The sequence below is a fragment of the Shewanella sp. N2AIL genome, assembly GCF_022690845.1.
Classification (GTDB): Bacteria; Pseudomonadota; Gammaproteobacteria; order Enterobacterales; family Shewanellaceae; genus Shewanella; species Shewanella baltica.
Window position 1 is genome coordinate 132,281 of sequence record NZ_JALBYT010000002.1, and the last position, 24,030, is coordinate 156,310.

At 46.5% G+C, this 24,030-nt stretch carries 20 protein-coding genes; 12 read left to right on the forward strand and 8 right to left on the reverse strand.

The genetic code is table 11. From position 1 onward, the window contains the following. The first annotated feature begins 28 nt into the window (after positions 1 to 28). On the forward strand, positions 29 to 1,519 hold the full coding sequence (locus tag MO387_RS02295; RefSeq protein WP_107948677.1) for a bifunctional diguanylate cyclase/phosphodiesterase: 1,491 nt from the start codon (positions 29 to 31) through the stop codon (positions 1,517 to 1,519). Positions 1,520 to 1,669: 150 nt separating this feature from the next. Here MO387_RS02295 and MO387_RS02300 read toward each other — a convergent pair whose 3' ends face one another. Continuing rightward, positions 1,670 to 2,101: a thioesterase family protein gene (locus tag MO387_RS02300; protein WP_106651272.1), complete on the reverse strand. Its 432-nt coding sequence runs from the start codon at positions 2,099 to 2,101 to the stop codon at positions 1,670 to 1,672. A 377-nt stretch (positions 2,102 to 2,478) separates the two neighbouring features. Between MO387_RS02300 and MO387_RS02305 the strand changes: the two genes are divergently transcribed. Then, complete coding sequence (locus MO387_RS02305) at positions 2,479 to 3,459, forward strand: chemotaxis protein (protein WP_006082671.1); 981 nt, start codon at positions 2,479 to 2,481, stop codon at positions 3,457 to 3,459. 165 nt (positions 3,460 to 3,624) lie between these two features. Here MO387_RS02305 and MO387_RS02310 read toward each other — a convergent pair whose 3' ends face one another. Beyond that, on the reverse strand, positions 3,625 to 4,881 hold the full coding sequence (locus MO387_RS02310) for an adenylosuccinate synthase (RefSeq protein ID WP_107948675.1): 1,257 nt from the start codon (positions 4,879 to 4,881) through the stop codon (positions 3,625 to 3,627). A gap of 140 nt (positions 4,882 to 5,021) precedes the next feature. On the opposite strand from MO387_RS02310, the gene MO387_RS02315 reads away from it, so the two are divergent. After that, complete coding sequence (locus MO387_RS02315; RefSeq protein WP_006082669.1) at positions 5,022 to 5,912, forward strand: LysR family transcriptional regulator; 891 nt, start codon at positions 5,022 to 5,024, stop codon at positions 5,910 to 5,912. 28 nt (positions 5,913 to 5,940) lie between these two features. Here the strand turns inward: MO387_RS02315 and MO387_RS02320 are convergent, their stop codons facing one another. Both MO387_RS02320 and MO387_RS02325 read right to left on the reverse strand, forming a co-directional pair. Then, positions 5,941 to 6,765 (reverse strand): transporter substrate-binding domain-containing protein, encoded by an 825-nt coding sequence (locus MO387_RS02320; protein ID WP_107948673.1) that lies wholly within the window; start codon positions 6,763 to 6,765, stop codon positions 5,941 to 5,943. Positions 6,766 to 7,101: 336 nt separating this feature from the next. After that, positions 7,102 to 7,533 (reverse strand): PACE efflux transporter, encoded by a 432-nt coding sequence (locus tag MO387_RS02325; RefSeq protein WP_107950286.1) that lies wholly within the window; start codon positions 7,531 to 7,533, stop codon positions 7,102 to 7,104. A 90-nt stretch (positions 7,534 to 7,623) separates the two neighbouring features. Between MO387_RS02325 and MO387_RS02330 the strand changes: the two genes are divergently transcribed. Beyond that, positions 7,624 to 8,511: a LysR family transcriptional regulator gene (locus tag MO387_RS02330; protein ID WP_107948671.1), complete on the forward strand. Its 888-nt coding sequence runs from the start codon at positions 7,624 to 7,626 to the stop codon at positions 8,509 to 8,511. Positions 8,512 to 8,618: 107 nt separating this feature from the next. Here MO387_RS02330 and MO387_RS02335 read toward each other — a convergent pair whose 3' ends face one another. Further along, entirely contained in the window at positions 8,619 to 9,242 is a 624-nt protein-coding gene (locus MO387_RS02335) for a TetR/AcrR family transcriptional regulator (RefSeq protein WP_107948669.1), read from the reverse strand. 393 nt (positions 9,243 to 9,635) lie between these two features. Here MO387_RS02335 and MO387_RS02340 point away from each other — a divergent pair, with 393 nt between their 5' ends. From MO387_RS02340 to MO387_RS02365, 6 genes are all read left to right on the forward strand, one after another. Next, entirely contained in the window at positions 9,636 to 10,874 is a 1,239-nt protein-coding gene (locus MO387_RS02340; protein WP_107948667.1) for an efflux RND transporter periplasmic adaptor subunit, read from the forward strand. Positions 10,875 to 10,887: 13 nt separating this feature from the next. Beyond that, positions 10,888 to 14,046, forward strand: a complete 3,159-nt coding sequence (locus tag MO387_RS02345; RefSeq protein ID WP_107948664.1) for a multidrug efflux RND transporter permease subunit — start codon at positions 10,888 to 10,890, stop codon at positions 14,044 to 14,046. 582 nt (positions 14,047 to 14,628) lie between these two features. After that, a complete protein-coding gene (locus tag MO387_RS02350; RefSeq protein WP_071938367.1) occupies positions 14,629 to 15,306 on the forward strand; it encodes a methylamine utilization protein in 678 nt (225 codons plus the stop codon). After that, on the forward strand, positions 15,296 to 17,602 hold the full coding sequence (locus tag MO387_RS02355) for an EAL domain-containing protein (RefSeq protein WP_107948662.1): 2,307 nt from the start codon (positions 15,296 to 15,298) through the stop codon (positions 17,600 to 17,602). The genes MO387_RS02350 and MO387_RS02355 overlap by 11 nt, the downstream gene beginning before the upstream one ends. 85 nt (positions 17,603 to 17,687) lie before the next feature. Continuing rightward, the gene (locus MO387_RS02360) at positions 17,688 to 18,557 is read left to right on the forward strand and encodes a DUF3034 family protein (protein WP_107950284.1); all 870 of its coding nucleotides are present in this window, start codon (positions 17,688 to 17,690) and stop codon (positions 18,555 to 18,557) included. Then, on the forward strand, positions 18,554 to 19,030 hold the full coding sequence (locus MO387_RS02365) for a group 1 truncated hemoglobin (RefSeq protein ID WP_107948660.1): 477 nt from the start codon (positions 18,554 to 18,556) through the stop codon (positions 19,028 to 19,030). The genes MO387_RS02360 and MO387_RS02365 overlap by 4 nt, the downstream gene beginning before the upstream one ends. 78 nt (positions 19,031 to 19,108) lie before the next feature. Here MO387_RS02365 and MO387_RS02370 read toward each other — a convergent pair whose 3' ends face one another. Both MO387_RS02370 and MO387_RS02375 read right to left on the reverse strand, forming a co-directional pair. Beyond that, positions 19,109 to 19,582 carry an NYN domain-containing protein gene (locus MO387_RS02370; RefSeq protein ID WP_012089839.1) on the reverse strand — a complete coding sequence of 158 codons (474 nt, stop codon included), beginning with the start codon at positions 19,580 to 19,582 and terminating at the stop codon, positions 19,109 to 19,111. Between the two features lie 293 nt (positions 19,583 to 19,875). Further along, positions 19,876 to 20,739, reverse strand: a complete 864-nt coding sequence (locus tag MO387_RS02375; RefSeq protein ID WP_012089838.1) for a helix-turn-helix transcriptional regulator — start codon at positions 20,737 to 20,739, stop codon at positions 19,876 to 19,878. A gap of 193 nt (positions 20,740 to 20,932) precedes the next feature. On the opposite strand from MO387_RS02375, the gene MO387_RS02380 reads away from it, so the two are divergent. Beyond that, positions 20,933 to 21,844 (forward strand): EamA family transporter, encoded by a 912-nt coding sequence (locus MO387_RS02380; RefSeq protein WP_107948658.1) that lies wholly within the window; start codon positions 20,933 to 20,935, stop codon positions 21,842 to 21,844. A 72-nt stretch (positions 21,845 to 21,916) separates the two neighbouring features. Here MO387_RS02380 and MO387_RS02385 read toward each other — a convergent pair whose 3' ends face one another. Beyond that, complete coding sequence (locus MO387_RS02385) at positions 21,917 to 22,684, reverse strand: helix-turn-helix transcriptional regulator (RefSeq protein WP_107948656.1); 768 nt, start codon at positions 22,682 to 22,684, stop codon at positions 21,917 to 21,919. 142 nt (positions 22,685 to 22,826) lie between these two features. On the opposite strand from MO387_RS02385, the gene MO387_RS02390 reads away from it, so the two are divergent. Further along, the gene (locus tag MO387_RS02390; RefSeq protein ID WP_107948653.1) at positions 22,827 to 23,990 is read left to right on the forward strand and encodes a multidrug effflux MFS transporter; all 1,164 of its coding nucleotides are present in this window, start codon (positions 22,827 to 22,829) and stop codon (positions 23,988 to 23,990) included. Positions 23,991 to 24,030 lie beyond the last annotated feature (40 nt).

The following is a 24,030-nucleotide window of genomic DNA, read 5'->3' on the forward strand; positions in this document are numbered from 1 at the left end:
GCTTACGCGGTAAAGCAGAGGCCAAGGTATGTTCGAAATCGGGTTAGTTGTTGCTTCTCTCATTTTATTGATATTTTCATTATATATACTGCAGGCAAAATATAGATCGCAACGGTCACAGCAAAAATTCTTAGCACAGCTTTGTCTACAGCTAGAGCAACAAAAGATTGAACGCCAAGCATTAAACCTTGGCACGGTTCCCCAAGAGTTTGCGCCGCTCTACCATACCTTAGATGAATTATTGAAGGCCTTACCCGCAAGCGCAGGTAAAGACAAGTTGACTGGACTAGTGAATCGCGTCGGCCTTAAACGTGCGCTGACCTCCATGATGCCGCTGACTCAAGGGACATTAGTGCTGATTGATATTTATCGATTTCGCTATGTGAATGATCTCTTTGGGTTTGTGTTCGGCGATATCCTATTAAAACAATTTGCGGAACGGTTAAACAGCTTAAGTTTATCCCCAAGATTAATCGCACGGCTCAATGGTGATGAATTTTGTCTATATTACGAGCAAGCGTTGACTGAGGAGCAATTAGTCCATTTAAGAGGCCGTTTGCAGGTGCCTTTTAGCATTAAGAACACGCCAGTCAGCGTTAAACTTCAAATCGGCTGTGTGCATTTACAAGAACACCATGCCGACACAAGTCAGATGTTACGTCGCGTCGATTTGGCGCTGAAGAAAGCCCGTCACTCTCGTAGCGCGATTGCTTACTATGCCGAGAATGATGATATTCAACAGTTAAGAGAACTGAGAATTATCGATAGTTTGCCTAAAGGTTTGCAACGCAATCAAGTGTATATGGTGTATCAAGCGAAACAGGATATTGTGACGGGACGGTGTTTTCAGGTTGAAGCCTTGATGCGCTGGGAGCATGACGAGCTTGGGGTTATTTCTCCAGGTGAGTTTATCCCTTTAGCCGAATATGCCGGCATGATTGATTTAGTGAGCCAATGGGCACTCGATCAGGTTTTAGCGCAGCAGGCAGAATGGCGCGCTGCAGGGATACAATTGTGCGTTGCAGTCAACCTATCAACACGGGATCTTGACAGTGAAACCTTGCCCCAAGAAATTGCGGCGAGATTGGCGCATTACAAACTTCCGCCCGAATCCTTAATGATTGAAATTACGGAAAGTACCTTAATGGCGGATTTAACTAAGGCGGTCGAAACCTTAGATAAAATTCGTGCGTTAGGGGTGAGGCTCGCAATTGATGATTTTGGTACCGGTCATTCTTCACTGGCTTACTTGAAGCATCTACCCGTCAATGAAGTCAAAATCGATAAAGCTTTTCTAAAGGATCTTGAGCAGGATAAACCGTCGGAATATATCCTCGAAGCCAGTATTAATATTGCTAAAAAACTCGGTTATGAGGTGACTGTCGAAGGGATTGAAACTCCTGAAATTAGAGAGATACTCGTCGCTATGGGCGTCGATACCCTACAAGGCATGTATTACGCTAAACCTATGCGTGCCGCCGAACTTGAAATGAATTGGGCTAAGCTGCATCACATTTAAATCTGCCATTCATTAAACCAACTCTGAGTAATGTTAGACCCAGTAAATCCGACACCAATTAACGTTAGGGCAGCTTTAATGAGTCGTTGCTCGCCCCATTCCTATGGGGCTCTAACGATATTCATTATCGCTTTAGTCAAATCGCCCGTATTAGTTTTGCACCTTTGAGGCAAAACCTTGGCTTAAAACGGCGATTAACTCCGCTGGCATAGGCGCTAATTGGCGAGCTTGATTCATGCACACCATTTCAATGGTGGCGGTGACGGCAGGCTTTTTACCTTGTGGGCGCCAAATCTCCTGCTGCCACACAGTGCGGTACTTGCTCTCAAAGTAAAACTGAGTGCGTACATCGATGATATCGGCAAATTCCACCCCCTCATGGCACAGCATATCGCTACGATACACTGCAAAACCCAGTTGGTTTTGTTGCCACAACGCACTTAAACGCTCGGCACCAATCACATGCTCTCGGGCGCGCTCGAAGTATTTCAAAAAGTTGGGGTGATACACCACGCCAGAAAAATCAGTATCTTCATAGTAGATTTGCACTGGGAAGGAGAAGGTCGGGCTAAATTGCGGCATGGGTTACGGCTATTTTAGATAGTTTTATTGCGCAATAGTTTAGCGGCTTATCTCTTTAAACAAAACCTTTAAAACGGAGATACAAAAGCGCTGTTATGTGAAACGCAAAGGCTATTTGAGGTTGGCGACAGGCAGGGTGAGTTTGATCATGATTTAAATGTGATTGCTGAAAAAGCAATGAGATTCGATTATGGGACGTTTTCCTCTTTTTTCGATAAAAGTAAGCCTCTGATTAATCCATGCTCAAGAAATATCACGCTAATCAGGCAGTAAAATCACACTATCGTGTCTAAGTGCGTGCCTAAATCATTAATCCCTTCCTATACTGATAGCTGGAATACCTTTCTTAAGTTGATTTGCTAGGTTGAGAGCTTTATATGAGCGAAATAAAAAAATCAGAAATATTGACCGAAAGTGGCACAAATGAACTCGAAATTATTGAGTTTCATCTGCATAAGATACTCCCTAATGGGGGCCATAAAGTGTGTCATTACGGGATCAATGTCGCCAAAGTGAGGGAAGTGATTAGGGTGCCAGAAACCTCTGATTATCCCAATGCTCAGCCGCACATGGTGGGGGTGTTCTCGTTGCGAGAAAAGCTGATCCCTTTAGTCGATCTTGCCGGTTGGCTCGGGATCTCTACACCGGAGGATTTAACCCACAAAGTCGTTATCGTCACTGATTTTAATAAGATGATTAATGGTTTCTTAATTGATAGTGTTCGTAGCATTCATCGTGTGTCGTGGGAGCAAGTTGAATCGCCGAGTCAATTTTTAGAAGCGGGTGAAAATGATTGTGTCGTTGCTGTGGTTCGCCGTGATGGTATGCTGATTATGATATTGGATTTTGAGAAGATTATTGCCGATATCAATCCTGAACTGAGTATGGATAAGTACGATGTCACGCTCGATAGGAGTGTGCTGATTAATGACAAAATGCTGGCCAAACGTGAAGCGAAAACGATTTTAATCGTCGATGACTCTGCCTTCATTCGTAAAATGATTGAAAATACGCTCCGTAGCGCAGGCTACAACATTATCACCGCTAAAGATGGTGGTGATGCTCTTGAAATGCTAATGGAATTTGAGAGCCTGGCTGAGCAAGATAATGCCTCTATTTCTGATTTTGTCAGTGCTGTTATAACGGACGTTGAAATGCCTCGGATGGATGGGATGCATCTGGTTAAACGATTAAGAGAATCCAAGGCATACCAACAAATGCCGATTGTGATGTTTTCTTCCTTAATGAGCGAGGATAACCGCACAAAAGCGATGGCCTTGGGGGCAAATGACACTATTACTAAACCAGAAATTGGCCGTATGGTCGGTATGATAGATAAATACGTATTCGAAGAGTAATGCCATTTCATTACGCTGCGATATTTGAATATCAGATACTTAGTACTAGATATGTGAATCGCAGCTACCAAGGTTTTGAGAGATTCTTCAATGACAAACGATATAAAAGTAAAAAGCCATATTCAACGAAGCGAATATGGCTTTTTTGTAGGGTAAACTTCGCGACTAGCGGATGATCATTTGATCGCGCTCAGGTCCAACAGAAACCATGCTAACGCGCACACCCATTAGGGCTTCAATACGTTCAACATAGTGTTGTGCTGCCACTGGCAGGCTCTCGAAGGTGCGACAACCGGTAATATCTTCGCTCCAGCTTGGCATTTGCTCATACACTGGGCTCAACGCGGCAGTTTGTGGCCAAATTGGGTTCTCAGTGTGCTCACCTTCATAGGCTACGCAGATTTTCAGATCTTTCATGCCTGACAGGCAATCAATCTTAGTCAGGGCAATTTCAGTTGCCGCTTGCAGCTCCACACCATTACGGGTGGCAACAGCATCGAAGTAACCCATGTCACGTGGACGGCCTGTGGTTGCACCAAATTCATTGGCGTTTTCACGGAAAGCGTCTTGCTCTTCCATAGCTGTCACTAAAGTGCCAGTACCCACAGATGAGCTAAAGGCTTTCGCCACAGCAATCACGCGCTCTGGGCGCAGGGCAGGTAAACCACTACCGATACCTGCGTAAGCCGCAGTCACGTTTGATGAGGTGGTATAAGGATATTCGCCGTAGACTAAGTCGCGGCCAGCACCTAATTGCGCTTCAAACAGTAAGCTTGCATCTTGTTTTTGTAATGCTTTTAATGGCTCAGTCACATTACAAATAAATGGACGCCATGGCGCAGTCACTTCTAACAACCATGCGGTCATTTCAGCGGCGGTTTGATTAAAATCGCAGCTTGGATAAAGTGCCTTTAATTGTGGCATTTTCCAGTCGAGCATAAATTGAATACGTTCTTGCAGCACTTCAGGTTGGTTTAACCAACCGACTAAAATGCCTTTTTTCATCACGCGATCACCATAGGCAGGTGCAATCCCTTGACGGGTTGAACCATAGGCTAAATCGCCAAGACGTTGTTCTTCTAAGGTATCTTCTAATGCATGCAAAGGTAAGCACAGGGTCGCACGGTCAGAAATGCATAACTTAACATCAACACCGGTCCCTTGTACTTCAGCAATTTCTATACTGAGTTTTTCTGGACTGATCACCATGCCAGGGCCCAATACTGCAATGCAGTTAGGGTTGAAAATGCCACTCGGTAATTGGTGTAATTTAAAGGTGCCATAGTCGTTGACTACGGTATGTCCGGCGTTGTTACCGCCTTGAAAGCGAATACTGGCAGCGGCATCCGCGGCTAAATAATCTACGATGCGGCCTTTGCCTTCATCACCCCAATTTGCACCCACAACCACGATCGACGGCATAACAACATCTCCTCATTGATTAAGACGCTATGCTAGACCCGTCATTTGAATAAGAGAAATTAATTATGGTTATCATCTCAATAAGGATTTCATATATCATTGGCTATAATTAACGCTAACACGCAGCAAAAGGAGGTTTTATGCTCGATATCCATTGGTTAAAGACCTTTGTGACTTTGGCTGAACATAAGCATTTTGGCAAAGCGGCCACGGCGCTGCATATGACGCAGCCTAATGTTAGCTTGCATATTAAGCAGTTAGAGCAAAGCACTCGAGTCAAGCTGATTGACCGTAATCCCTTTCGATTAACGCAAGCGGGATTTCGCCTGTTAGAGAGCAGTCAGAAAACGTTAATGGAGCTGCAAATTTGTCAGGCGGATCTCAATGCGATTAACGACCTTAGTCAGGGCACCTTGACCATTGCCGCCAGCGACATTATCTCGCGGTTATTGTTGATCCAGCCGTTTCAGCTCTTTAAGGCGGAGTTTCCGGGGATCGATTTCTCTCTGCTCAATACCACATCATCCCAAGCTTCTGAACTGGTGAAAAATGCTGAGGCCGATTTAGGGTTTGTGATCGCGCAAAAGGAGAGTCAGCCGCTGCATTTTACTGAGTTACAGCAGATAAAATGGTGTGCAATAGGGGACAATTTACAACAATGGCAGCAGGCAAACCTCTCTGTGGATACGCCCTTGGCTGAGCAACCGACGTTGATTTTACTGGGCCATGATACGCGAACCCGCGAATTGCTCGATCCCGCACTGCCGTCGCTGAATTTGCCTAATTACAGAATTATGGAGGTGGGCAGTGTTGACGCGCAAATCGATTGGGCCGAGGCGGGGTTTGGGGTGGCGATAGTGCCTGAGTTTTCGGTTTATACTAAGGCGAATTTGACCACTAAAGTGACTCCTCTGCCACAATTTCCCACAACCAGTTTGGGCTATATTGTGCGCCAGAATCAGATCCTGTCTAAGGCTATCAAGCAGCTGTTATATTGGGTAAATCAAGAGATCATTCGCTCGCAGCGGTAATCTATCCTTCGCTTGCAGCGATAGGGGATTAGTCTGCGACTAAGAGCAGTTTGTCATATTGGCCTGTGGCTTTTAGCTGTGATAAGCCAGCATCGAGTTGGGTCGCTAAGGTCTGCGCCTGTGGGTTTTCCTTCGAGAAAGCCAAAAAAATATCGCTGCTGTGGTTAGCAAATACTGGAATGACGTCATCATCCACGCCCATTTTTTTCAGGTTTTCCTTGGCGACTAAGTCGAACATCAATGCGGCATCTATGCGGCCAATCAACAATAAATTGATTAGCTGCTGCTGATTAGCGACGGTGACGATATTGAGCTGTTGCTGTTTGACTAACTTGGGAAAATCATCGCCATACTCATAGCTTTTAATCACCCCAATAACCGTGCCTTTAGGTAGCGCCCATTTATTGTCAGCCAAAATAGGCTTCTGTTTCTTTTGATAAAAAGATGCAGTGGCGATAAATAATGGGGTTTTACCGAAGATGAAACGCTGTTCGGTGCTGTTCTCGCGGGTGACGTTAAATACTCCGTCTACGGCGCCTTTTTCTGCCATCATCAAGGCGCGAGAATAGGGCACGACTAAGCTATTTACTTCAATATGCGATTGTTTAAAGGCGGCTTGGATTAAACGATGGGAAATGCCTTGGCCAAATTGATTGGCAAAGGGCGGCCAACTGTCTTCTGCGGCTAAGGTTATCGCCTGAGGCTGCGATTCTGAGGGCACGGCATTGCTTTCTTGGGCGAATGCCATGTTATAAGCCATGGATGCGAGTAATAAAACGATGCTAAGTATCAATGCTGATGGCAAATTTAATGCCTGCTGCATCCTGAGCTTCACTCTGTTCCCTACACGCATTTTGCTTCCATCTCCCTGCTTAATATATGGCTTTTATAGCATAAAGAATTATATCTAGACTAATGATTTGAATATTAATTATTGATAGCGAGTACTTTTGTGATGTTCATAGGATATTTCAACAACCTCAGTTCGCTGTGTGCGGGTCTATTACTTTCGTTTACTGTGTTTACCATATTTAAGTGGGATTTTGCGCTGGGCAACGAATGAACAGGCTTAGCATTTTTGCTAAGTAGAAGAAATTGAAATGGATAGGTTTCAAAACGGCCATCAAACGAACCGCTAAAGTGCTTAGTGAGGTTCGTTTGATGGTGTGTTGTGTTGATGTTGGCTGGGCTATTTGACCTTGGTGGCTTGCATCGTAAACCAAGTCTTATAGGGCTGATACTTGTCATAGCACCAATGGAATAGGGTGCTGTAGAAGAAAAAGATTAAAAAAACTGCTTCTAAGCCCATGGCTGCCAACCAGCCTATTTGTAGAAACCAGGCGATGGTCGGTATGCTAATGAAAATAAGTCCCCCTTCAAATCCAAAGGTATGCAGTATTCGGGTTTTTAAAGTGCGTTGCTCTCGATTTGCCCCAAATACCCTGTCGAATCCTAGGTTGTAGAAGTAGTTCCATACCACGGTATAAAGACTCAAAGCGATACCGACTATGACAAGCTCACTGGTTCCCTTGCCTGATATGAGGGCAGAAACCGGGATAATAATCGCGAGTGCAATCGCTTCAAAGAGTAAGGCGTTAAAGATACGTTCTGTCGTTTTCATGGCTATTTCCCATTCATTCAATGTGACTATGGCCATAATTTTATCTAGTATAGGGATAACTAATAGTTAGATAGTATCGGTAAAAGCAATATGTTTAGTCTCGAACAACTCGAAGCCTTTATGGAAACCGTAGAATCTGGTTCATTTTCGAATGCCGCAAGGCAACTTAAGAAAGCACAATCCGTGGTTAGCCAGCATGTGATGAATCTTGAAATTGACTGTGGGGTTGAGTTATTTGACCGTTCGGGTCGTTACCCAGTATTAACGGCCGAAGGCAGTAAATTACTGCCCTACGCAAGAGCGACGATTCTTCAACATCGTAGACTCAAACATACCGCCTTATCGCTTTTTGGTCGTCAATCTTCAGAAGTGTGCCTTGCGGTGGATGAAGGTATTCCGATACAGAGAATATCCGAAATCATACGGTTGTTAGAAAGTGATTTTCCTAATATCGAACTCGAATTTCTCAGTGCCTCAAGCATAGATATTATCGACATGGTGCATTCTGGAAGAGCATCAACAGGGCTGATCTTTAGTGAATTATCTATGCCAAGTAGCATAGATTTTGAGAGTATCGGGGTGATTAAATTCGATCTTTATGTGGCGAGTTCGCATCCCTTAGCAAAATCAGTTGCACCGAACATGGACGCATTGCGACTGTATCGACAATTACTCATCCGCTCACGTAATACTCAAACCAGTAGTTTTCAGCAGGCGTTTAGTCCTGATGTTTGGTATGCCGATAACTATTACGTGTTATTGGAGCTCGTATTACAGGGCCATGGTTGGTGTCTGTTGCCAGAGCACATGGCATCCAGCTCAGTTTTATCGGGCAACTTGACTCGGGTCCCTATAGAGTTTGAGCAGATAGGCTGGTATGCAAACGTCGATGTGATCCAGCATCAAGATAAAAGCAGCCTGCCATTATTGAAACGACTCAGACAACTGTTTAGAGAACTCTTGGTTGTGCAGAAGTAAATGGCTGGGCAGAAATAAAGCAAAGCATAAATAAAACCCCAGTAAGTGAGGACTCGACTGGGGTTATTGTTTGTGCACATCAGGATTTATGCATTAGGATTTATGGATCAGGACTCATCATTGCACGGAAAGTTAGCTAGCACTAGCTCGGCGACTTTGCGTAATTCATTCGGGCAAATCCCACTGGTCGCTTGTACGGCCATGCCTTGCAAAACTGTGCCTACATAACGGGCAAGCAGTAACGGCTCGGCATCTGCGGGCAAATCCCCTTCATCTTTGGCGCGTTGCAGTCGTTCGCACAGAGCGATTTCACCGTCGCGACGACGATTAATCAAGGTATCTTTAATCGCTTGCCCTGCTTCACTGCAGGTTAATGCCCCTTGAACAATCAAACATCCCTGCGGATGGCTTTTATCCACAAAAGAGCTCGCAGCCCCGAGCAGCATCGACTCGACCACCAGATAGGCGGTTTTCTGCTCAAGTGCGGGATAGAAAAACGCACAGGGGCGTTGTTCATATAATTCTATCGCTTTGAGAAATAACTGTTCTTTATTGCCGAAGGCGGCATAAAGGCTTGGCTTATTAATGCCCATAGCTTGGGTTAAATCGGTTAACGACGTACCTTCAAAACCTTTGCGCCAAAAGACTTCTAAGGCTTTGGCTAATGCATCGTCAGTGTCGAAGGCACGTGGGCGACCTACACAGGGCGTCGGGGTGACGGTTGACATCATTAGGCTCCTCAATTCTCAATTGCCCCTAGGATAGACATGGGTTTAGTCCGTGTCCAGCCACACTTGCTGACTGATGACCGACTAAGGGGATTTGTCTACTTAGTCATCCAAGGTGTCACCTAAGTTCAGCATTCAATCCGTGTCAGTCAGCGTTCGCCTCAATATTCATAAAAATGCTTTGAAGATCAAACTTGTGGCTTTCCGCCTAAGGGCGCATTGCAAAGTAAAGGTTAGTGCGCGCCTTTAATTTTATACCAATCGGTACATAAATTTGTTGACAGAGTCATTTTACGCTATACATTACCGTCCAGTACAGAATATTTTTTACCAGTCGGTATTTAAATGTGTGTGGTTCGAACAGCGTGACATGCCCGCCACTTTGAGGATAGTAATATGAAGAGCAATAAACCCTTACGAATAATGATGTTAACGGCTGTGGCCGCTTTCGTTCTTTCTGCTTGTGGTGAGCAAACAGCGCAGCATGGGCCAGCACCGAGTGCGCCTATGGTGGATGTCGCTCAAGTATTGCATGAGCGAGTGACCGAATGGGACGAGTTTACCGGCCGTTTACAGGCGCCAGAAAGTGTCACTCTTATCCCACGTGTATCTGGATATATTGACTCAGTGAATTTTAAAGAAGGCGCCTTAGTGAAAAAAGGCGAGGTGTTATTCCGCATCGATCCCAGTGTTTTTGAAGCGGAAGTGGCCCGGTTAAAAGCAGATCTTGCTAGCGCACTCTCTGCTGAGCAACTGGCCACCAATGACTTCGAACGAGCCCATAAATTGTTTTACCAAAAAGCGGTATCCGCTGAGTTACTCGATACCCGTGAGTCGAACAAACGTCAGACCGCGGCAGCAGTGGCTTCGGTGAAAGCGGCGCTGATGCGCGCCGAGCTTGATTTAGCTTATACCCAAGTACAAGCGCCGATTGATGGTCGCGTGTCCTACGCGAATGTCACCGCGGGCAATTATGTCACCGCAGGGCAGAGTGTGCTGACCAGCTTAGTCTCTACCGCCAGCATGTATGCCTATTTTGATGTGGATGAGCAAACCTATCTTAAATACGTGAAATTAACGGCCGAGAAGAAACGTAATGATCCCCGCGCTGGCGACAACCCTGTGTACATGGCCTTAGCCAATGAGCGTGATTATCAACATATCGGCATGGTCGACTTTGTGGATAATGCGATGGATAAACAGACCGGTACCATTCGCGTGAGAGCCTCTTTTGACAATGAAGACAATAGCTTATTGCCTGGCTTGTTTGCCCGCCTTCGCACCGCAGGTAGTGGCGCTTATGAAGGTATCTTGATTGACGATAAAGCCGTTGGCACAGATCTGAACAATAAGTTTGTGTTGGTCGTCGGTGCCGATGGTTTAGTCGAATATCGCGGCGTGAGCTTAGGCGAGAAAGTCCAAGGGCTGCGTATAGTCACTCAAGGTTTAGAAGCCGAAGACAAGATTGTCGTCAACGGCATGCAGCGTGTGCGGCCTAAGATGCAAATTGATCCGCACATGGTTGAAATGGTCGACAGCGACAAGCTCGAAGCATTACGCCAAGCCCAGTTAATCCTAGATAAAAACCAAGATACTTTGACGGCGCAAGCGGTCGAAACGGTTAGCCGCGGTTAAGGAATAGAACACCATGTTATCGCAGTTTTTTATTAAAAGACCGATATTTGCAGCCGTACTCTCACTGCTGTTCTTTATCACAGGGGCGATTGCCGTTTGGCAACTGCCGATCACTGAATACCCTGAAGTTGTGCCGCCCACAGTCGTTGTGACCGCTAACTACCCGGGCGCTAACCCTAAAGTGATTGCCGAAACCGTGGCTTCGCCGCTGGAGCAGGAAATCAACGGCGTCGAAGACATGTTGTACATGTCATCCCAAGCGACGTCCGATGGACGCATGACCTTGACCATCACCTTTGCCATTGGCACGGATGTGGACAGGGCGCAAACCCAAGTCCAGAGCCGAGTCGATCGCGCTATGCCGCGTCTGCCGCAGGAAGTGCAACGCTTAGGCATAGTCACCGAAAAGTCATCGCCAGACTTGACCATGGTGGTGCATTTGCTGTCACCGGATAACCGTTATGACATGTTGTATTTGTCTAACTATGCGGCGCTGAACGTTAAAGATGAGCTCGCACGGATTAAAGGTGTGGGCGCGGTACGCTTGTTTGGCGCTGGGGAATACAGCCTGCGTATTTGGCTCGACCCGAATAAAGTTTCTGCTCTGGGTTTATCACCTGCGGACATTATTGCTGCCGTGCGTGAGCAAAACCAACAGGCGGCAGCGGGCAGTTTAGGCGCTCAGCCAAGTGGTAGTGCTGACTTCCAACTCTTGATTAACGTGAAAGGCCGTTTAACTGAACTGTCTGAATTTGAAGATATCATCATCAAAGTCGGTCAAAACGGTGAAGTGAATCGTTTGAAGGATGTGGCTCGTATCGAGCTGGGTGCGACGAGTTATGCGCTGCGCTCACTGCTGGATAACAAAGATGCAGTGGCGATTCCAGTGTTCCAAGCATCGGGTTCAAATGCGATTCAGATTTCCGATGATGTGCGCGCCAAAATGGCTGAATTGTCTAAAGGATTCCCCGAAGGATTAACGTACGAAATCGTTTACGACCCAACCGTGTTCGTGCGCGGCTCGATTGAGGCGGTGATGAAAACCTTGCTTGAAGCCGTGTTGCTGGTGGTGTTAGTGGTAGTGCTGTTCTTGCAAACGTGGCGCGCCTCAATTATTCCGCTGGTGGCTGTGCCTGTATCGTTAGTTGGTACCTTTGCCTTTATGCATTTGCTCGGCTTCTCGCTTAACGCACTGTCGCTGTTTGGACTCGTGCTCGCCATCGGGATTGTGGTGGACGATGCAATTGTGGTGGTCGAAAACGTCGAGCGTAATATTGCCGCTGGTTTAAGCCCAGTTGCGGCAACGCAAAAGGCGATGAAAGAAGTGACCGGTCCGATTGTGGCAACCACCTTAGTGCTGGCGGCGGTATTTATTCCCACGGCGTTTATGAGTGGTTTAACTGGGCAGTTCTATAAACAGTTTGCCTTGACTATCACTATTTCGACCTTTATCTCGGCGATTAACTCACTCACTTTGAGTCCAGCATTATCCGCGTTATTGCTCAAGAGCCATGATGCACCGAAGGATGGTTTAACCCGTCTAATGGACAAGTTGCTCGGTGGTTGGTTGTTCACGCCTTTTAACCGCTTATTTAGCCGAGCATCCGATGGCTATGGTTGGTTAGTGCGTAAAGTGATCCGTTTTGGCGGCATTATCGGCCTAGTGTATTTAGGCATGGTAGCGCTAACGGGCGTGCAATTTGCTCATACACCAACGGGTTATGTACCGGGTCAAGATAAACAGTATTTAGTGGCGTTTGCTCAGTTGCCCGATGCTGCATCCCTTGAACGTACCGATACCGTTATCAAAAAGATGTCTGAGATTGCCCTTAATCACCCAGGTGTGGCGCACTCTATTGCCTTCCCAGGCCTTAGCATCAACGGTTTTACTAATAGTCCTAACTCAGGCGTGGTGTTTGTCGCGCTTGATGATTTTGAATTGCGTAAGAGTCCAGCGCTGTCGGCGAATGCCATTGCTGGGCAGTTGAATAAAGAGTTTGCTGGTATTCAAGACGCATTTATTGCCATCTTCCCGCCGCCACCTGTGCAAGGCCTCGGCACTATAGGAGGGTTCCGTCTGCAAATTCAAGACAGAGCCAACCTTGGTTATGAGGCCTTGTATCAGGTGACCCAACAAGTGATGTACAAGGCGTGGGCCGATCCTCAATTAGCCGGAATATTCTCCAGCTATCAGGTGAACGTGCCACAACTTGAACTGGATATTGATCGGACTAAAGCGAAACAGCAGGCAGTGTCGCTCGATCAAATCTTCCAGACATTACAAACCTATATGGGCTCGACCTATGTCAACGATTTCAATCGTTTTGGTCGAACCTATCAGGTGAATATGCAAGCCGATGAGGCGTTCCGTCAAAGCCCGCAGCAGATAAGTCAGCTGAAGGTGCCAAATCTGAATGGTGATATGATCCCGTTAGGGTCGTTTATCAACGTCAGCCAAAGCTCAGGCCCAGACAGAGTGATGCACTATAACGGCTTTACGACCGCTGAAATCAACGGTGGCCCAGCAGCAGGTGTGAGTACTGGCCAAGCGCAGGCAGCGATTGAGAAAATCCTCGCCGAAACGCTGCCAAATGGTATGACCTACGAATGGACTGAGTTAACTTATCAGCAAATCTTAGCAGGCAATACGGGCTTGTTAGTCTTCCCGCTGGTGATCTTGCTGGTGTTCATGGTGCTCGCTGCTCAGTATGAGAGCTTAAGCTTGCCATTGGCGATTATCTTAATCATTCCAATGACCCTGCTCTCAGCCCTCAGTGGAGTGTTAATTTACGGTGGTGACAACAATATCTTCACCCAAATTGGTCTGATAGTGCTGGTGGGGTTGGCGACTAAAAACGCTATCTTGATTGTCGAGTTTGCAAAGGAGAAACAAGATCACGGTATGGCACCTATGGATGCGATATTAGAGGCAGCAAGATTACGTTTACGTCCTATCTTGATGACTTCTATCGCCTTTATTATGGGAGTTGTGCCTATGGTGTTCTCCACCGGTGCAGGCGCTGAGATGCGTCAAGCCATGGGCGTTGCAGTATTCGCCGGTATGATTGGGGTGACTGTGTTTGGTCTTATCCTAACGCCATTGTTCTACTACGCACTGGCAAAGCGAGGCAGTAAAAAAGCCGAAGAGCATAAAGAGCTAACCGTCAGTTAAGCTTGTTTCCCGCGATGGATAAATGCGTACAAAAGGCCTACATCAAGTAGGCCTTTTTTGTTTGTTCGCGGCGAAAAATATGAAACCTGACTATCTTTAGTTGGGATAAGTTGGGATTAGATTGCCGGTAAAGTTACAGTCAAAGATGGATAGAGTCAGAAGTATATGGGCTTGCTTTAATTGCCTATGAACAACAAAAAGTCATTTGCTAGGGCAGTGTGTTAGTTAAATTGCTTATTGTGCATGGCAGACCTATGTTGACTAGATTCAACTGTTTTATTCAGCCAATGAACTCGCAGTGATATTTGATCTCAGTAAGCGCCATAGTCGATTCAAACGCTTGTGGTTATCCGTGCTTGAAATGTGTGTATGATGTTGTTTATCCATTATTTGTGGTCACTTTCGTGCGTAATGGCAGTTGGACGATTAGAATGATTACTGTTTTGGCGCTCTTCTATAGGTTCCAATGGAATATTCGATATATTAGTGATGTACAATGCTACACGAATAAAAATAGTTTGTTTTACGCCGTACTCAGCTAAGGTACTTGTTGACCTTGCATCACTATGCCCGAGGTAACTGATGATCTTAAATCGCGCTTTATTTGCTCTAGTTCTGAGTGTTTCTGCCTCTCTGACGCCTCAAGTCATGGCTGCTGAGCTCAATATTAAGCTGGTGGATCTACAGCAGCAGGCGATTGCCGATACTGTTGTGGAGTTGATCCCGGCAGTGATGCCCGATAAGGCTATGCCTGTTGGACATTATGAAATGTCACAAAAAAATCGAACCTTTATCCCTTTTGTGTTGGCGGTCCCTAAGGGCGCCAAGGTAGATTTTCCTAACCTAGATCGCACTCGTCACCATGTGTATTCCTTTTCCGAGGCGAAGCCTTTCGAACTTAAACTGTATGTGGGTCAAGCCGAAGCGCCGATTCAGTTCGATAAACCCGGCTTAGTCGCACTTGGCTGCAATATTCACGATTATATGCAGGCATTTATCTATGTGGCGGATAGCCCAATTGTTGCGGTGACGGACGAAAAAGGTGAGATCCAGTTTAAGGATCTTACGGCCGGTCAATATAAAGTCAAACTCTGGCATCCATGGCAGAAGGCGGCCTCCGAGCCGACTGAGCTAATGCTAACCACTGGCGCGAATCAACTCAGTTTGTCCTTAGACATTGAGCGCCAAGCTAAACCGTCAGCCCCTCCGTCGGGATTTGGCCACTACGATGCTCAAGGCAAGCCATTACATGCTAAATAGTTTTCGCGCACGGCTGATTTTAGTTTTCTTTATTGTGCTGACTCTAGTGCAGTTTGCCACGGCATTTTCCGTATTAACGGCGACCGAAAGGGACAACTTTTTACAGCAACAAAAAAGTTTAGATATTGGTGCCAATGTGTTTCTCGAAGTCCTTTCGAATCGCGGTATTCAGCTCAGCCAAAGTTTGTCTGTGCTCAGTGCCGATTTTGGTTTTAAGCGCGCGATTGCCACCGGCGAGCAAGAAACCATTGAGTCAGTGTTATCTAATCACGGCTCTCGTATCGGCGCCGACGCTGCAGTATTGTTGTCTCCAAAAGGAGAGCTCTTGACCTCGAGTCTGCCCGGACTCACTCAGGATGACATTCAATCCTTATTCGATATGACCACCAGCAATAACAATGCTTTAGCTATCCTTAATTTTGATCATGCCAGCTATCAGTTTGTGTTGCAGCCCGTGAAGGCGCCGACCTTGATTGCTTGGGTCGGAATGGGATTCCTATTGGATGAGAAAGTCGCCCAACAAGCTAAAGCCATTACCAGTATCGATGTCAGCTTTGTCAATCAAGCCACGGGGCGCACCGAAATCGCGTCAACCTTATCCGATGATGAAAAACGCAGTGTGGTAGAGCAGGCGAGCCTATTCCCCAGCCTACTGAAAATGCCCAGTGAGAACATTCCCGTGGATTATCTGTCCATGGCGATCAAACTTTATGATCATAACGGCAGCCAATTAGCCCTACTGCATCAGTCAAACCTCAAGTGGCAGCAAAGTTATCAGCATCTACGCAATAATATGTTGCTGATTTTTGCCTTGACCTTAGCGCTGGCGATTGTGATTGCGATTTGGTTGTCGGGCAGTTTGACTGAGCCCGTGCATCAACTGGTAACCTATGCCCGTAAAATTGGTCAAGGTAAGCAGCCTGGCAGTATTCAAGGTGCGCCAGCAGAACTGCGGGTGTTGGCCAAAAGTTTGTCCTTGATGCGCGACGATATTGAGGCGCGGGAAAAGGATTTAGTCTATCAATCCCGCCACGACAGTTTGACGGGATTGCTCAATCGTTTTGCGGCAAAACAGCATTTAGCGGATCTTAAACATGAGCTAGCCGGCGCTATGGTATTGCTGGATATTAAACATTTTCGCCATATCAACGACATTATCGGTTTTGCAAACGCAGATACCTTGTTGGTGCTTTTTGCCCGCCGTTTAGAGCAATTAGCCCCCACACCGGATTTACTCGCGCGATTAGATGGCGACTCTTTTTTACTCCTGTATAGCCAAGGTATTCGTCCCGAGCACTTGCTGAAATCATTGGATATGTTGGAGTCGCCATTTCCAATCCAAGGCTCAAATATCTCTCTTACCGTGCGGGCGGGATTACTTGAAATCGATGGCAACGGTGCCGATATCGATGTGTTAGTGCGCCGCGCCGAAATTGCCCTCAATCAAGCCTGTCTCGAGGAGCAACGCATTGTCAGTTATCGTCAGGGCGCCGATGAGAAATACCAGCGTGAGCTGACTATTATCCGCGATTTACCCATAGGTTTGGCGCAAAACCAACTCTATCTCGTGTTTCAACCTAAGGTGGATTTACACTTAAATCAGTGTACTGGCGCCGAGGCACTGATCCGCTGGCAGCATCCAACCTTAGGGTTTATCCCGCCCGATGAGTTTATTCAACTCGCTGAAAACTCTGGCAACATTGATATAGTCAGCCAATGGGTGTTGAAGCAGGCGATTAAACAATTAGTCGCATGGCAGCAGCGGGGTATGCTGCTAAAACTGGCCATTAACCTGTCGGCCCATGATTTAGTCGATACCCGCTTGCCGAATCAAATTGCTAGTTTATTAAAAGATAATAATCTGCCAAGCGGCGCACTCTGTATCGAAGTCACCGAAGGCGCTGTGATGAAAGATGCACAGACTGTGGTGAGCGTATTGCAGCGATTCCGTGATATGGGCGTGTCGGTCGCCATCGATGACTTTGGCACAGGGCATTCATCCTTAGCTTATTTGAAAATTTTGCCCGTCAATGAAGTGAAGATTGATCGTAGCTTTATCAAAGACATGCTCACGAATAGCCAAGATGTGATGATAGTGAACACGAGCATTCAGTTGATCCACGGTCTAGGGTTTACCGTCGTGGCCGAAGGGGTTGAGGAACCAGAAGGCGTTGAAATCCTGCGTAACCTCAATTGCGACATCATCCAAGGCTATGTGTTTTCAAAACCCTTAAAAGCGGCTGAATTTGATCTGTGGTTTGAAGCGTTTAACCATGCAAATCCCTCAGACACATAAGTTAATTTGCCCAAGACAGCGCACAAAAGGCGTTAAAATTAGACGTCTTCGAAAGAATATAGCGGAGTAGCGAGTGAACATTGCCATGAATGCATTGAAGTTGAATTCATTAGCTTGGAATTATGTGAAGGCTTTGCCTTGCCTGTGTTTACTGTTGGGCACAGTTCCTGCGTTTGCCGAAGGTAGCCGCGTGGTTGCGACTGGCGGCGGTACGACGATTGAGGGCAGTGCTGGCGGAGGCATAGTGCCATGGGCGGTGATTAACGGTTATGGCAGTAGCGATGAATGGTCCGCTACGGCGATGGCGACAGGCGTTTATGTCGATGACTTTACGCTGAAAGTGATTGGCGCTTCATTGAGTTTTGATAATCGATTCGAGCTCAGCGTTGCACGGCAAACCTTTGATTTAGATACTATGGGCGGCGAGTTAGGCCAAGATATCTTTGGGGTAAAATACAAGCTTGCCGGCGAGTTACTTTATACGGCTATGCCGCAAATTACCTTAGGTGCCCAGTATAAAAGAGTCGATGACTTTGCGATTCCTCAGGCGGTTGGGGCGCGGGATGATTGGGGGTTAGATGTGTATATTGCGGCCAGCAAAGTGTTTTTTGATGCGGTGGCGGGGCGTAATTTATTACTTAATGGGACAGTGCGTGCGACCAAGGCGAATCAAACGGGTTTATTGGGTTTTGGTACCCAAGCCAGTAATGATTATCAGTTTGTGCTCGAAGCATCTGCGGCGGTATTGCTGACGGATAATGTGGCGCTGGGTATCGAATATCGCCAGAAACCCAATGAGTTAGCTTTTGCCCGTGAAGATGATTGGCAAGATGTGTTTTTAGCTTGGTTTATCAATAAGCATCTTTCCGTGGTCACGGCTTATGCGAATTTAGGCAGTATTGCGGGTTTTGCCGATCAGCAAGGTTGGTATGTGTCGGTGGAGGGAACACTATGAGTCGTTTATTGCTGAAGCTATTACCTGTCGCCGCTTTGTTTTTTTTCACTGGCTGCGCAGTGCAAACGGCTGAATCATCGGCGCCACAGGTTAACTCAAATAATGGCACCTCAAGCCCGCAAACCTTATACCAAGAGCTAGGTGGTGAAGCCGGTTTATCGGCGATTGTCGATGGTTTACTTGCCCGTATAGCAGCCGACCCACGCATAGTGCATCACTTCCAAGAGACGGATATCGCGTTATTTCGTGAGCGCGCCATTGAGCATTTTTGTCTGATTGCTGATGGCGGTTGCGTGTATCACGGTGAAAATATGGCACTGAGTCATCAAGGGTTGAATATTACTCAGGCGGATTTTGATGCCTTAGTGGGCCATTTAATTGAATCGATGAAGGAGCAACACATACCATTATCGACCCGCAATGCCCTCCTAAAACGTCTCGCACCTATGTATTCGGACATTACCTATCATTAGATGTGTTGTAACTTTGATGGCTAAAATAGTGAACTTCAGATGCTGCTGTCGTGATGGATAGCAGCATTTTTATTTGCGCTAGAGCAAGAGCGCTGCATCGATGGGGTGAAATTGAGACGCTGCATCCCTTAAGGATTTAGCCGTCAGGGTAGGGACGCCATAGACTTGGGTTTCAACGCCATATTTTTGATGGATTTTTTGCAGCAATAAATCGAAATCGCCATCACCAGACAACAAGATCACAGTATCGACTTCACTCGCCGCTTCCATAATATCGATAGTGATCCCCACATCCCAGTCGCCTTTGGCCGAGCCATCGCTGCGCTGAATGAAAGGTTTTAACTTCACCTCAAAACCTATGTGCTTTAACGCGTCCTGGAATTTTAACTGCCCATCGTCCCCCTTGTGGATGGCATAAGCCACGGCCAACGCTATGTCGCCTTCGTAACCTAAGTGTTGCCATAATTTACGGTAATTAAATTGGCGGCCATAGGCTTCACGGCAGGTGTAATAGATGTTTTGTACATCCACAAATAAAGCGATTTTCTTCACAGAGTACTCACGTCAGTAGCAGCTAAGGGATGACTATAACACAGACTGGTGTGGCGGTTTTGAAAGGCGCGAAAGTGTGAACTTTACTGAGTCATTGCCAGTGCGAGCATGTTCTCTGTACTTACATTTTACGCTCATAATGCCAATGAACCGTTTGATTTATCAGCATTGCTACTTCATATGCTACTGAAAAGTAATCCCTTTAATGCCGAGTTTAACCAGCGTGCCTAAACGCAGGCTGTGGGCAAAGATTAACGCAGGATTGAATCGAGCAGGGGAATCGTTTTTGTTTGCTAGCGGCCTTGATGATGTTTTTGATATTCGCCCGGTGACATGCCGCTGAGTTTTTTAAAGTAACGGCCCATGTGGCTTTGATTGGCAAAGCCATTATTGAGGGCGATATCGGTCAAGGATTGCGTTGAATGACTTAAGCTTTGTTTGACCTTTTCGATGCGCACTTGCAGCAAATACTCCTGCGGCGTCATCGCAAATTGGCATTTAAACATGCGGCAAAAATGGTACTCGCTAAGCTGGGCAATCTCGGCCAGTTCAGACAAGTAAATCTGCCGATGTGAATGGCAATAAATAAACTCTTTGATCGCTTTAGCCACTTTAGGTGCTAGCCCGCCCTTGATTGGCCCCACCGACAAATTAAAGCCGGAACTTTGCAGTAACGTCACCAGCACAGTGTCGGTTACCTGTTCCATCATCAGATGGTTATCACTGGTTTGCCAATTGAGCCCGGCAACTTGATGCCGAAATAGCGCCTCTAACCTCGGATTATCGACAAAGGTCAGCTCAGGTAAACGCACTTGGCGTGGATCTTTATCAAAGACTCGCACCGCCAGTTTCTTCAGATGTTCATCGCTAAAATACAAATGCATAAACTGCTGCGGTTGTCCCAGTTGCCAATGGCTTTGACAGCCTTGGGGCATAAGGCAAAACTTGCTGGGCGCACCATAGTCGGCTTTGATATCGGTTCTGTGGGTTTCGTAGCCGCCATCCAGATACATGCTCAGCGTGTGTTGTGTGTCGTTTTGGTAATACAAACGCTCGCCCGCATTTTGATAATGGGCCCAAGATAAATCCTCCGTAATCACTTGTTTGCGAAGACAGGTTTTAGCAGATTTATCAAAACTGGTGTATTTGGGCTCCATGGGGTCCTTGTTATCTCACTGGCTAAGTGTTTTGTCTGTCCAAATTATCGCACTTATTAATGCGGCTCAACGTTCGCTCGCGATTAAAACCGCAATATCGTGTTATGACCACAAGATGGTGACATAAGGACGAAAGCCATCGCTGTATAGTTCGCCTAATTAAGTATTTTATGAAGGTGAGGGGGGACTCATTATGGCTGCTGTGATGTATTTGCTGATGATTTTTGTGTGGGGTTTTTCGTGGATTGCCATTAAGTGGCAGCACGGTGAGGTGGCGACGGAAGTCTCGATTTTTTATCGCTTCGCGATAGCGAGCCTGTTGATGTTCGCCATCGGCTTTGCCTTTAACAAGCTGCAAGCGGTAAAGCTTAGGCAGCATCCTTGGTTTGCACTGCAAGGTGTGTGTCTATTTTGTTTGAATTTTATCGCGTTTTATACTGCAACCCATTATATCGCCAGCGGTTTAACGGCGGTGATTATGGCCACTGCGCCCATTTTTAATGCGATACATGGCCGCATTTTTTACGGCACGCCCACTACCCGCAACTTTTGGTTAGGAGTCAGTGTCGGTCTGGGGGGCATTATCTTACTCTTTGGCGCCGATTTGCTCGCGACTCAGTGGTCACAAACCTTAGTGTTGGGCTTACTGTTTTCGCTGCTAGGTACGTGGTTTTTCTCGATTGGCAACATGATCAGCATGCGTAACTCGCGCGATAATGTGTCGCCTTTTACCTCGACAGCATATGCCATGTGCTACGGCAGTGCGGCGTTACTGCTGATCATCTGGTTTAAAGATTTAAGCTTTAGTTTACAGCTGACAACGAGTTATCTTGGCAGCTTGTTCTACTTAGCCGTTATCGCCTCTGTGATTGGCTTTACCGCTTATTTGATCTTGGTTGAGCGAATTGGCGCTAACGCAGCGGCGTATCTGTTGGTGATAACCCCTGTGGTGGCGCTTAGTGTATCGAGCGTGTTTGAGGATTATCACTGGACTTGGTATTCAAGTGTGGGACTCTTGCTGGTCGCGCTCGGTAACATGTTAACGCGCCGCCAACGACCGCTTGCTTGGTTTAAGTCTTCTACCACGCCAGCGCTGAAAGCCTAACGTCGCAGCTAGCGCCATGATGCACATGAGGCAAGGCTCGATTCGACGATTATAAGTCAGTCGAGCCAGTACTTATTTGAAATATTGCGCCGGTGTGGTGCCGGTATATTGCTTAAAAAAGCTGATAAAGGCACTGTCACTGGAAAATTGTAAATTAAAGCCCACCTGCGCCACCGATTTCCCCGCTGCTAATTGTTCAATGGCCGAGAGTAAACGCCATTGCTGGCGCCATGCTTGATAAGCCATTCCCGTCTGTGCGCTAAAAATGCGGCTAATTGTGCGTTCACTGGCTCCGATTTCTACTGCCATATCCTTAAGATTGGCTGGCGGTTTTTGGTGCTGTTGCAGTTGCGCAAGCCAGTTTTTTAAACGTTTATCCTGTGGGAGGGGTAAAGCCAGATTTTCTTCCGCGGCATGGCCCACTTCTTCGCAGAGCAGCAAAAAGGCATTGTGTTGAGTGCTTCTTGGTTTGTCCCAAGGCCAAAACGACATAGTGTCGATTAACGCTTTGAGTAGCGGGTTTACATGGAAAATAGTGACTTTATCGGGCAATGAAGTGACGGTTTCTGGTTCAAAGTAGAGTGAGCGATAGGCAACCACATTACGCATGGTGACGCTGTGCTTAACGCCAGCTGGCAACCAAGCCGCACGCGTTGGCGGTAACACCATTTGAGTATCGGCTAGGGTGAATCTCATCACGCCTGTGGGGGCATACAGCAGTTGTGCTTTTCTGTGGTAATGCACTCCCGAGTCGTGTTCGCCCATATCTGCGGCAATGCCAATGACCAGATTATCCAGCTGGTCTGGATTAAATTGCTGTTCAGGTAGAATAAAGGCCATTTTGTCCTATTTTTGATGTTTTTTGTCTAAGTGTTGCTAATGGACACATTTGGATTTTATCTATACTGCGCCATCTTTGACAAGTATGGAGCGACATTTCGGTAAACCAACTCATTTGGATGACTGAAATGGACTAAAAATCATGAATATAAAACCACCATTAGGGCTCGTTGTGCTGCTAATGATGTTTCCGCAAATTATGGAAACCATCTATAGCCCAGCTTTGCCTAATATTGCAGAAAACTTTGCGGTGTCGGTTGCCGCTGCATCACAAACCTTATCTGTGTACTTTATGGCCTTTGCCATCGGCGTATTTTGCTGGGGCCGCTTAGCAGACATTATTGGTCGCCGTAAAGCGATGCTCGCGGGATTAGTCTGTTATGCCATTGGCTCAGCATTAGCCTTGATGGTTAGCGACTTTAGCCTGTTGTTGATGGCCCGCATATTGTCGGCCTTTGGCGCGGCAGTGGGTTCTGTGATTACCCAAACTATGATGCGTGACAGTTATAGCGGAGAGGAATTAGCGAAAGTTTTTTCTGTAATGGGTATGTCACTTGGAATAAGCCCAGTTATCGGATTGCTATTGGGCAGTATTCTCAGCGCGTATTGGGGATATCAAGGGGTGTTTGTCGCACTCATGGTCTATGCAATCGTATTATTATTTTTGTCGGTAAAATCTTTACCCGAAACCAAACCCGCACATACTCAGAAAATCGCGATAGGCGAGTTAGCGATTAAGATGCTTAGTGACAGCGGGATTATTAACAACACCTTGTTGGTGGCGGCGTTTAATCTGATGTGGTTTAGCTACTTTTCACTGGCGCCATTTATGTTTGAGGCGCAAGGGTTATCGACGCTTGCCTTTGGTACCAGTGGCTTACTGTTAGGCTTTGGTACATTCCTTGGCAGTTATGTTAATAAAATAATGCTCGGTCGAGGCCACACTGGTGCACGACTGGTTCGCTTAGCCAGTGCTATTGCACTTGTCGGTGGATTGGGGATTTGGCTGATCCAATCGACCTTTATAGGGCTGAATAATGTTTACTTTTTAGCGCCTATGCTATTGATTGTGATTGCTTACGGTATCGCGATTCCGAACATACTCAGCTCGGCTCTGGCAAACTACCGCACCTATGCGGGCTCTGCTGGCGCACTCTTCGGACTGTTTTATTACATTCTGTTGGGACTGGGTTTAGGCGGCGCAGGAATCATTCACCATTTAGGTATAGTGATTACGTTAAGTGCACTGCTTTGTGTTAGATTAGGTGTAAATGTGGGCTTAGCCCATAAAGCAAAAAACGCTTAAATATAAATAGAAAAAGCCAAGGCACTGATTGCCTTGGCTT

Excerpts from the sequence above, each read along its gene's own strand:
- MO387_RS02295 (WP_107948677.1), top strand. The coding sequence starts at position 29 with ATGTTCGAAATCGGGTTAGTTGTTGCTTCTCTCATTTTATTGATATTT.
- MO387_RS02300 (WP_106651272.1), bottom strand. The coding sequence starts at position 2,101 with ATGCCGCAATTTAGCCCGACCTTCTCCTTCCCAGTGCAAATCTACTAT.
- MO387_RS02305 (WP_006082671.1), top strand. The coding sequence starts at position 2,479 with ATGAGCGAAATAAAAAAATCAGAAATATTGACCGAAAGTGGCACAAAT.
- MO387_RS02310 (WP_107948675.1), bottom strand. The coding sequence starts at position 4,881 with ATGCCGTCGATCGTGGTTGTGGGTGCAAATTGGGGTGATGAAGGCAAA.
- MO387_RS02315 (WP_006082669.1), top strand. The coding sequence starts at position 5,022 with ATGCTCGATATCCATTGGTTAAAGACCTTTGTGACTTTGGCTGAACAT.
- MO387_RS02320 (WP_107948673.1), bottom strand. The coding sequence starts at position 6,765 with ATGCGTGTAGGGAACAGAGTGAAGCTCAGGATGCAGCAGGCATTAAAT.
- MO387_RS02325 (WP_107950286.1), bottom strand. The coding sequence starts at position 7,533 with ATGAAAACGACAGAACGTATCTTTAACGCCTTACTCTTTGAAGCGATT.
- MO387_RS02330 (WP_107948671.1), top strand. The coding sequence starts at position 7,624 with ATGTTTAGTCTCGAACAACTCGAAGCCTTTATGGAAACCGTAGAATCT.
- MO387_RS02335 (WP_107948669.1), bottom strand. The coding sequence starts at position 9,242 with ATGATGTCAACCGTCACCCCGACGCCCTGTGTAGGTCGCCCACGTGCC.
- MO387_RS02340 (WP_107948667.1), top strand. The coding sequence starts at position 9,636 with ATGAAGAGCAATAAACCCTTACGAATAATGATGTTAACGGCTGTGGCC.
- MO387_RS02345 (WP_107948664.1), top strand. The coding sequence starts at position 10,888 with ATGTTATCGCAGTTTTTTATTAAAAGACCGATATTTGCAGCCGTACTC.
- MO387_RS02350 (WP_071938367.1), top strand. The coding sequence starts at position 14,629 with ATGATCTTAAATCGCGCTTTATTTGCTCTAGTTCTGAGTGTTTCTGCC.
- MO387_RS02355 (WP_107948662.1), top strand. The coding sequence starts at position 15,296 with ATGCTAAATAGTTTTCGCGCACGGCTGATTTTAGTTTTCTTTATTGTG.
- MO387_RS02360 (WP_107950284.1), top strand. The coding sequence starts at position 17,688 with ATGAATGCATTGAAGTTGAATTCATTAGCTTGGAATTATGTGAAGGCT.
- MO387_RS02365 (WP_107948660.1), top strand. The coding sequence starts at position 18,554 with ATGAGTCGTTTATTGCTGAAGCTATTACCTGTCGCCGCTTTGTTTTTT.
- MO387_RS02375 (WP_012089838.1), bottom strand. The coding sequence starts at position 20,739 with ATGGAGCCCAAATACACCAGTTTTGATAAATCTGCTAAAACCTGTCTT.
- MO387_RS02380 (WP_107948658.1), top strand. The coding sequence starts at position 20,933 with ATGGCTGCTGTGATGTATTTGCTGATGATTTTTGTGTGGGGTTTTTCG.
- MO387_RS02385 (WP_107948656.1), bottom strand. The coding sequence starts at position 22,684 with ATGGCCTTTATTCTACCTGAACAGCAATTTAATCCAGACCAGCTGGAT.
- MO387_RS02390 (WP_107948653.1), top strand. The coding sequence starts at position 22,827 with ATGAATATAAAACCACCATTAGGGCTCGTTGTGCTGCTAATGATGTTT.